General features: G+C 31.1%; 3 protein-coding genes and 1 pseudogene. All 4 read right to left on the bottom strand.

The genetic code is table 11. The features are described 5' to 3' along the window. Window positions 1-1,464, bottom strand: a 1,464-nt coding sequence (locus HR065_RS00120) for a DUF2963 domain-containing protein (RefSeq protein ID WP_420885484.1), incomplete at its 3' end; no start/stop codon positions are given. A 274-nt stretch (window positions 1,465-1,738) separates the two neighbouring features. Then, window positions 1,739-3,586, bottom strand: coding sequence for an ATP-dependent zinc metalloprotease FtsH (ftsH, locus tag HR065_RS00115; RefSeq protein ID WP_218644369.1), 1,848 nt, complete (start codon window positions 3,584-3,586; stop codon window positions 1,739-1,741). Between the two features lie 2 nt (window positions 3,587-3,588). Further along, a complete protein-coding gene (locus HR065_RS00110; protein ID WP_178733892.1) occupies window positions 3,589-5,928 on the bottom strand; it encodes an AAA family ATPase in 2,340 nt (779 codons plus the stop codon). Window positions 5,929-5,944: 16 nt separating this feature from the next. Further along, window positions 5,945-10,257 (bottom strand): annotated as a pseudogene (locus HR065_RS00105) (hypothetical protein); the annotation flags it as partial.

Raw genomic sequence — 10,257 nt, 5'->3', positions numbered from 1 at the left:
TTCGTCAAATGTAGCAGTGTTACTTTTTGACCAATCAATTTCTCCGTTGGATTTATATTTATACAAGTGAGTTTGTTTTTCTTGAGCATTAAAACCTTTAGACCAAGATGATGTATGATTATAATGTGGCGTTATTCCGTCAGCTTTGTATTTAACTCTTTTTATTTCCTTTTGCAAAGATTCTTCATTAGAAAAGTACTCAAAAGTATTGTTCAACTTTCCTTCTTGGTTGTATTCAAATTTTTTAATTAGTTTTCCGTTTGAATCATATTCATTTATGTATTCTATTAAATCTTGATCTATTTGTTTGCGTTTTGTAATTCTTTTTCCGTTATCATTGCTTTCCACAGTAAAATGATCTAATATATTTTTAGCAGGTTCAAACAACTCATTGCTAAGTGCGGTTGAGTTTTGACTTTGTTTGTCTTGAATAACTTCCTCTAACTTTTCATCTTTAACTTCCTCAATCGTAATACCTTTGTTATTTCGGTATTCTTTAGCCATAAGGATAGTTTTGGATAAATTTTTATCGTTAACTAATTTTTTAGCTGAACTAATTAAAATTTCTAAAGAAGTCGTTGGTTCTTTATTTAGTTCAATTTGAATAGCATTTTTAAAACATTGATCTGTTACTTCTTCGGGTGTAATTTCTTGTTTTTCGCGATAATCTTGAGCAATTGTTAAAGTTTTTTCAACCTTTTTGTCGTTGATTAACGTTTTAGTTGTTTGGATTAATTCGTCTAATATTGAAGTAGGCTTTTCTGTTTGTTTCGTTTGGATCGCGTTGGTTAATTGTCCATCACTTACTTCTTCGACCGTTATATTTTGTTGTTGTCTATATTCTTGAGCGGCAGGTAAAGCTAGATTTCTTAAATTAGTTCTTTCTAATAATCTATTATCTACTAATTGTTTAGCTGTTTGCGTTAAAACTTCTAAGGCTGAAGTAGGTGTTTGTTGATTTTGAATCGTGCTTCTTAAATTTTGATCACTTACCTCTTCAACTGTAATTTGTTTTTGTTCACGATAATCTTGAGCTATATTTAATGCTTTGGATAGTTGCACTTCGTCAACCATTTGTTTAGTTGTTATAGTCAATTCTTCTAAAGATGAAGATGGGCGAGAATTTTGTTGAGATGTTATTTTATTTTCCAATTGCTCGTCGCTGACATCTTGAATAGTCATACCTTTGGCGTTGCGATAATCTTGAGCTATATTTAAAACTTGTTTTTTTAAAGCATTTTTTTGATTGAGAGTTACTTCTTCTGTCTCTTTCTTTGTTGGAAGTTGTTCCGAAGTAGGATTTTTCACCTCTATTGGGGCTTCATTTTGCAAATTATTATTATTTTTGTTATTAAGTTTTTTAAAGATCAAAACAGCAGTACACGCTGTTAACAAAGTTAATAAACCTAAACCAACTAATAATATTATTTTTTTATGCTTCCGAATAACTTCTTTATAATTCATTTCTTTTTAACCTTTCTTAATTTGGGAAATAATTTTTAATAATTTAAAAAGTTAAATTATTAAAAATTATTATACACAAAAAAAAAAAAAAACAAGGGTATGGAGTTTTTTTTACTTGTTTTTTCATTAAATAATTTACTTTTTTTAAAAAAATATAAATTTTTAAAATTATTTTTTGAACTATATTAGATATATAATGAAAAAAGAACCCTGTTATGGGTTCTTTTTGTTTTTATGAATTTTTATATTTTAATTAAAAATATTATTTGTAATGTTATATAGTTTTTGTCTCTTTTTTAGAACTTTTTGTTTTTTTATCACTCTTGGACTCTATTAACTTATCCAATTGATCTTTGGTGATAGTTGATGTTTCTAAGAGTTTGTTCGCTATTTGTTCTAATAAAGCTTTATTTTCTTTAACGATTTTTCTAGCTTCTTCCATAGATTCATCAATAATTTTTTTAACTTCTGTATCGATTAATTTTTTATCCGAAAAGCTCGATTCTTGTGTAGGTCCTAAATCAGACATCCCTAATTTAGTTACCATAAAAGTCGCTATTTGGGTGGATTTTTTAAAATCATCATAAGCTCCGTTAGAAACATCATCAAAAATTAATTCTTCGGCTGCTCTGCCGCCTAAAGAAACAACGATGCTAGCTAACATGCGTTTTTTAGAAGAAAAGAAGGTTTCTTTTTCTGGAACAGTAATAACATAACCACCAGCATCTCCACGAGGAACAATCGTTATTTTTTGAATTTGTCTTGCGTGAGACATTTTTAAAGCGATGACAGCATGTCCTGCTTCATGATAAGCGACCATTTTTCTTTCTTCTTCATCATACTTATTAGAATTTTTTGCTGGTCCCATCCAAACACGGTCGATAGCTTCTTCTAATTCTGTCATAGTGATTTCTTCTTTGTTCGCTCTTACAGCTAAAATAGAGGCTTCATTTAAAACAGAAGCTAATTCAGCTCCGCTCATACCTGGAGTATGTTTCGCTAATTGAGAGAAATCTACTTCAGGCGCTATTTTTTTATTATGAGCGTGAACTTTTAAGATAGCTTCTCTGGCTTTGACATTTGGTAAACCAACCGTGAAATGACGGTCAAATCTGCCCGGTCTTAATAAAGCCGGATCTAACATTTCTTTTCTATTGGTTGCTCCAATAATCATAATTCCTTTTGAAGCGTTAAAGCCATCCATTTCGGTTAATAATTGGTTTAAGGTTTGATCGGCTTCGTTATTAGAATGATTATTGCCTCTTGCCATTCCTAAAATATCGATCTCATCAATAAACAGGATACAAGGAGCATTTTGTCTTAATTCTTTAAAAAGATTTCTAATTTTTAAAGCTCCCATACCAACATATAATTGCACGAATTCGGAACCAGAAGTGGCATAGAAAGGCACGCCTGCTTCGCCGGCTAGTGCTTTCGCTAATAAAGTTTTACCAGTTCCTGGTGGTCCTTGTAATAAAACTCCTTTAGGGGATTTAGCGCCCATGGTTTCATATTTTTTAGGATTTTTTAAAAAATCAATTAATTCTTTAAGTTCTTCTTTTTCTTCTTCGTTACCAGCCACATCAAGGAAAGTGATAGGTTGTTTTTCGCCTTGTAAACTATCAACACCATCACCCATTTTGCCCATTTTACGACGTTCTAGCATATTAGAAATAATATAGACTGGCCAAATGAACCCTACTAAGGCGGAAAAGACAGTTAAAGAAGGCATAATTAAACCCCAACGAACATCAGTCGGTACTTTTTCAAAAGTAACTGATTCGTTTCTTCTGGAAATTAATTCATGATCAATTTCTTTTAAAATTAAATCATCAATTGTTTTGGTATAATAAATTTTACCATCTCTAGTTTGGATCACTATTTTTTTACGATTATTAAGTCTTAAAAAAGCTCTAATACCGTTTGATTCAATATTGTCACTGTATTTTTCCACTTCCCCTTTTTGGATTTGTTTTAAAATGAATTTAGCTGATGTTGATTCTCCTTTTTGAGTTAAATCAGGCCAATATTCAATTAATAAAAGAGAAGTTAAAGTTAAAATGACAGCCAATAAAATAACTTTCCATTTTTTCTTTTTCTTGAATTTTTTATTTGAAGCCATAATTAAACCTCCTTCCTGTTTCTTTTTTTAATAATTAAAACTACCACCCATAAAATAATGCTTAAAACTCCTAAAACAATCGCTAACCAAGCCCAAATTGGCAATAAGTAGTCGTAGTTAGGATTTTTATCAGCGTTTAAGATAGGACTTTTATTAAGGCTATTTTTTTGGTTTAATTCTATCATGCCCTGTTTATCGATATAATTATCTTGAAGCAATTTGGTTTGAATTTCTTTGACCAAAGGTTCGTTATTTTTAATATATAATTTAGCTTTATTGTAAGCTTCGTTTAATAATTTATTACAAGATTCATAAAAGATATGGTCTTTGCTCGGGAAAGTGTTGAAAGAAACATAATGGTTATCTTCGATCCCTTGGTTATAAACCATCTCTTCAATTATTTTTTTAGCTTCTTCTAAATCTTTTTGTGATTTAGTCGAAACTGAACCAATTAAGAGTTCTTCGGCTGCTCTACCAGCTAATAAGAAATTCACTTTTTCTAACAATTGTTCTCTAGTTTTAAAATTACCAAATTGTTCAGCATAATTATGAGCTACGGGGTTATTAGATAAATCAATGGTGTTTTTATAAAAAAGATCGGGTTGTTGGAGGTATTGGATTAAAGCGTGCCCCGCTTCGTTCGCCGCCACAATCTTTTTTTCTTGTTCGGAATAAGTTCTTTGGAGTACTTGGCGACCGAATAAATGTTTATCAATGCTATCCACTAAATCTTTTTCCGTTAATTTAAAATTTTTAGTGATCAAATAATCTTTTAACTGTTGGGTTGCTTTTTCTAAATCCGGTGTACTTCTTTGACTTAAATAATTTTTATCTTGTAATTTATCTTTATCTATGGTTGTATCTTTGGTAATTTCCTTATAATCTTGAGAAAAGATTTGTCCTTGGTTTTGTAAAATATAAGCCACATAATAATCTTTCTCATTAGGGAAAAGGATTTTTTTCATCGTGTCTGCTACTTTATCTAAATCAGTAGTACTATAATTTAAAAGTTCTTCTTTATTAGTTAAATCTGTTTTACCATCGATTCTTCCGTGAAATAATTCTTCGTGTTTCTTTTCATCAATTTTTTGATAATTATCTATAATAAAATTCACTACTTCTTCTTTTAACTTATTTTGGATAGAATTGAAAGCAGTTTCATTAACTATTTTTTTAATGGTTGCTCCGCTAAAATCAGTTGATTTATCAGCTAAACGTTCATAATCAATATTCTCTTCTAATTGGTTATCTTTTTTGTATTTTTTTAAGAATAAATTATATAACCTAATTTTGGTTGCTTTATCAGGTAAACCGACATAGATCTTACGGTCTAGACGACCAGCTCTAGTTAACGCGTCATCTAATAAATCATCTTTATTAGTCGCTCCAATAACAACAACATCTTTATTGGATTGCATCCCATCTAGTAAAGTTAATAAAGTATTAACCATTTTGTTGTGAGTAATACCAACCGCTTGAGGATCGTTTGTTCTTTTGGTCGCGATAGTGTCAATCTCATCAATGAAGATAATACAACCCTTACCGCTTTGTTTTGCTTTTTCATCCGCTTCTTTAAATTTATTTTTCAATAACTCAGGCCCATCGCCAACATATGTTTTAACGAATTCAGGTCCATCGGCGATAATATAAGGCACTCCAGCTTCTGTCGCCAAAGCCTCCATTAAAATAGTTTTACCTGTTCCTGGTGGACCATACAATAAAGCCCCTTTAGGGACTTTAATGTTGAATTTTTCGTATAAAGCTTTATTATTGAAATATTTCGCTATTTCTTTTAACTCATCTTTCGCTTCGTCCATTCCCGCTACATCATCAAAAGTGATAGGTTTACTTCCGCCTTTTTGAGTTTCTTGTGGTTTATTAGGAGTTACTAAGCTAATGACATCTCCACCACCTTTTTGACCTTTGAAAAGATAAAGTTTGGTAACATCTTGGGTTGAATTTATTAATTGCGCGTAATCAGCCATATCATTAGTTCTAGTGCCACCTTCAAAATAAATCAATAAAGGAATCATATTATAAGAAATTTCGCCTTGATTATAATCTATTGCTTTATCAAAAACCACTTGATCATTGGTCGCGCTTTTGGAGTTATAATAAACTTTATTATTTTGAGGATTTTCCAAAATAAAATCCGTTCCTTGTTTTAACTCTTTTAGTTTTTTAATAATGTCAGGATAATATTCTACTTTATTTTCCGTAGCCTTCACTACTTTATATTCGTCTTTGCTAAAAGCGTATATTTCTTTATTGAAAAAGACAATAAATATTAAAAGAACGGCAAATATAGTAAAAGTAAAACCGGATTTAGTTGTGGATTTCATTTGTTTTTTTCCTTTCTTAAACTCTTCTAGGGGTTCCATTTTCATCAAATACTATTTTATATGGATTTCCATCACCATCATATCGGGTACTGTAAGTCTCTTCGTGTGTCCAATCTACCGTACCATCATCTTTGTAAACTAATAATTCTATTTGGTTTTTTTGTGCATCGTATTTAGCAGTAAAAGTTTGTTCATGCAGCCAATCAACCTTAGGATTTTCCTCAGGACCTTCTTTGTATCTAAGATATTTGGTTTGACAATTGTTTTGATCATACTCAGCATCAAAAGTACCTTCATTAGTCCAATCTATCTCACCATTTTCTTGGTATCTGCGACCTCGGGTTTGCATATTGTTGTTATTGTATTTAGCATCATAAGTACCTTGATAAATCCAATCGATAGCGTCTTTGTCATCTTTATGTGAATATTGTTGTTTGTATTTTCTGCGTTTTGTCATGTTACCATTAGTATCATATTCAGCAGTGAAAGTGTCCTGATGATCCCAATTTACCTCTCCATCGTTTTTGAATTTCAAGACTTTTGTTTCTCGATGTTGATCGTCGTATTCGGCTTTCCAAGTGTATGGATTGCCCCAATCAACAACATTTTCAGCTGTGTATTTCAAGTGTTCAGTTTGATTACCGTTGCTGTCAAATTTAGCAGTGAAAGTATTTTCGTTTGTCCAATCGATAACGCCGCCATCTTTATATTTTAATAATTTAACTTTTTTTCCGTTTTCAAAGTCAGCGTTATAAGTGCTTTTGTGTCCCCAATTAATAGTTCCATCTTTTTTATAACGTCTGCATTCAATTTCTTCTCTATTATCGTTGTATTTAGCATCCCAAGATTCTCCCCAATTAATTTTTGGTTGGTTTTGTTCGTCTAATTCATTATAAAAATGTCTACTTTGGGTTTGATTGTTATATCTGTCGTATTGAGCATCATAAGATTTGACCCAATTAACCTCTTGATTGTCTTTATAATATCTCATTTGGATTCGATTGCCATTATTATCAGAAACACCAGTCCAAGTGTTAGGAGAATCCCATCTAATTACTCCTTCTGAATCGTCTGCACCTGTTTTATAAGCTCTTTTTATCGTTTGATAACCGTTATTATCGTATGCAGCATCCCATGTGTTGGTAGAATTCCAATTGATGATTAAAGTGCTGCCTTCTGAAAGGCTCGTTATCCCTTTAAGAGCTCTTTTTTCTGTTTGATTACCGTTTTGATCGTATTTACCGTTCCAAGAATTCCAAGAACTATAATCAACATTACCATCAGCATTTAAGCCTCTGCTTTCTTTTTTGTTACCATTTTCATCATAAATAGCAGTCCAGCTGAAATAAGGGTAGATAACGCCTTGTTGTTTATAACTGATATGTCTGATTTCGTTACCGTTGTCATCATAAGTGGAGTCCACATTATCATGAACTTTGTTTTGGCCCCAAATAATATTATTGTTACCGTCTCTTGCTCTAAATTCTTTAGTTTGATTTCTTACTATCTTGTTTTCGATATTGGTTTTTACTTTAGAAAGATCTTCTAAAGAAGCTTTGTTTAATTTAGCAAGTTGATGTAAGTCATTTTTAGTTAATTTAGTCCCTTCAGTAACGTTCATATTACTAACTTTTAATCGATTTTTTAAAATATATTGAATATAAATTTTATTGCCTTGTTGTTTGTTCAAAATCGTTTCTACTTTGTTTTTATAAGTTTGAACTTGTTCTAAAGTTGCTGATTCTTTCAATTTTAAAAGCGACTTTTCATTTAAAACAACTGCGTCACGAGCATTATTTAAGTCGTATTTCTCTGTTTCAGAAATAGTGGTTAAATCTATATTTTGATACATGTCATTAGCTGTTTTCATTATATTTTCTAAGCTAACATATGTTAATTTAACTTCACCTTCATATTTGGCATTATCTGAAGTAGCTTTAATTTTGGTTTCAGTTTCACCAATTGTATTCACTAATTCATAATTTGTGCCTTCTTCGTCTAAACCAGTATTTTTAGATAAAACTAATTCTTTAATCTCCTCTAAATCAGAAGGTTTAGTTTTTAAAGTGCCTAAATCGGTCGTTTTTATAACAGTATTTAATGGATTTTTAACAATTATTTTATTCCCTTTTTCATCATATCTTATGTATCTTAATAGATTTCCTTGTTCATCATATTCAATATCGCAAGTTCCTTCATGTGTCCAATCTATTTCGCCTGTTGCTTTATATTTAAAAATTTTAATTGGTAAATTTTTAGAATTGTATTGAGCACTACCAGTTTCGTCATGCGCCCAATCAACCTCACCACTAGCTAAATATTTCAAATTCTGCAATTGATTTCCTCGTTCGTCCCAACTAGAAGTGTAAGTGTCATCATGTGTCCAATCTTTTTCGTTTTCGTTGCGATAACGATAACTTTTGGTTATTTTTCTTAGCGCATTATATTCCAGTGTTTGGCTTTTAGACCAATCGATCACTGGTTCTCCGTTTTGCAATTTATATTCTAAATGTTTAATTTTGTTCCCGGCTGGATCGAAAGCTTCATCCCAAGTATCAAATGAATTCCAATCTACTTCAACACTTCCATCTGAATTCAAACTTTTTAATTTTCTATTTTGAGTTTTATTCCCGTTTTGATCATATTTAGCGTCCCAAGAATTAGACAAATTAATTTCTCTTGTTCCGTCTGATTTGTTTTTAAAACCTCTTCTTTTGATTTGATTGCCGTTAACATCATACTCAGCATCCCAAGTCTGATCAGATGACCAATTGACTTCATAACTTCCGTCGGTAGCAGACACTTTTAATTGTCTATTTTGTATTATATTCCCTTTATCGTCATATAAACGTTTGATAGATTTAGACCAATCTACTTCTTGTTCTACATTTGGATCTGTTGAAACTTTAAATTTCCTTACTTCCGTTCTGTTGCCATCATCATCATAATCAGCATCCCAAGTATAAACCGATTCCCAATCTACTTGTAAAGTGCCATCTTCTTTTGGCTTTTTTAATTTTCTATTTTGTATTTTATTCCCGTTTGAATCATATGTGGCGTTCCAAGTACGAAAATTATCCCAATTGTATTCGTAATTATTATCTGTTTTTTTATTATTGATAGATCTTTTTTCAGTTAGATTTTCGTTATCATCGTATGTAGCGACCCAACTGTAGCTATATTCTGGAACGCCTTCTTGTTTATAACAAATGCGTGAAACTTCATTTCCTTTACTGTCATAAGTAGAATCATAATTTTTATAACTATTTTCTAATCCCCACATCACTTGTTGTTCTTTATTTCTTATTCTTTTTTCTAGGGTTGCATTTCTCATGATTTTATTTTCAATATTAGTTTTTAATTTTTGAAGATTTTTTAATCTATAAGAATGCAGTTTTGCTTTTTTAAAACCTTCGTCATCGGATTCACTTTTGATGATATTCGTTCCTTCAGTGACATCCATATTATCAACTTTGGATTGATTTTTTAAAATGTACTTAATAAAAGGTTTTTTGGCTTCTTTTTGGTTGTTCAAAATCGTTTCTACTTTGTTTTTATAAGTTTGAACTTGTTCTAAAGTTGCTGATTCTTTCAATGTTGCATTATTTTCTCCTCTTGAAAGAACTTGGTCTCTAGAGTTATTTAAGTCATTTTTATCATTTTCAGTGATAGCTGTTAAATCGAAATCTATTTGGTTATGTTTTTCATCAGTTTCTTTTGCTATCCTCTCCATGTTAACGTATGTTAATTTAACTTCGCCTTCATATGTGGCATTATCCGAAGTAGCTTTAATTTTAGTTTCAGTTTCGCCAATAACATTCACTAATTCATAATTTTTAGCATCTTTGTCTAAACCAGTATTTTTAGATAAAACTAATTCTTTAATTGCTTCTAAATTAGCAGGTTTAGTATTTAAAGTTCCTAAATCAGTCTGATTTATCGCAGTATTTAATGGATTTTTTGTTATTTTGTTTGACTGTCCAGAATCGGTTTCTTTTCGTATTTCTGAAACACCGACTGAGACCGGTTCGCTTGAATTTGCCGTTCCCTCCTTACCGGTTCCTTTTTCTGTTCCTGATTCTTGTGGACTTTCTTTTGCGTCTTTATCCTTAACACCTTGTTCGTCTGTATTATTACCTTCTTTAGGTTTTTCATTTTCTTGAGTTTTTTCTGGTGTTGTCGTTGTATTTGGAGTCACACTCGTGGACGGATTTTCATCCTTCTTATCTTTGCTCCAATGTTTAATTCCGAAAACAACACTAACTATCAGTAAAATACCTAATAATGCTATTCCTACTAATGTTATTATTTTCTTATGTTTCCGAATAA

Source organism: Candidatus Phytoplasma pruni, assembly GCF_013391955.1.
GTDB lineage: Bacteria > Bacillota_I > Bacilli_A > Acholeplasmatales > Acholeplasmataceae > Phytoplasma.
Note: the sequence above shows the minus strand (reverse complement) of the source record. Positions and strands in the feature narration are given on the sequence as shown.

What these genes read in the sequence shown, in the direction of transcription:
- ftsH (WP_218644369.1), bottom strand. Translation starts at nt 3,586, where the DNA reads ATGGCTTCAAATAAAAAATTCAAGAAAAAGAAAAAATGGAAAGTTATT.
- HR065_RS00110 (WP_178733892.1), bottom strand. Translation starts at nt 5,928, where the DNA reads ATGAAATCCACAACTAAATCCGGTTTTACTTTTACTATATTTGCCGTT.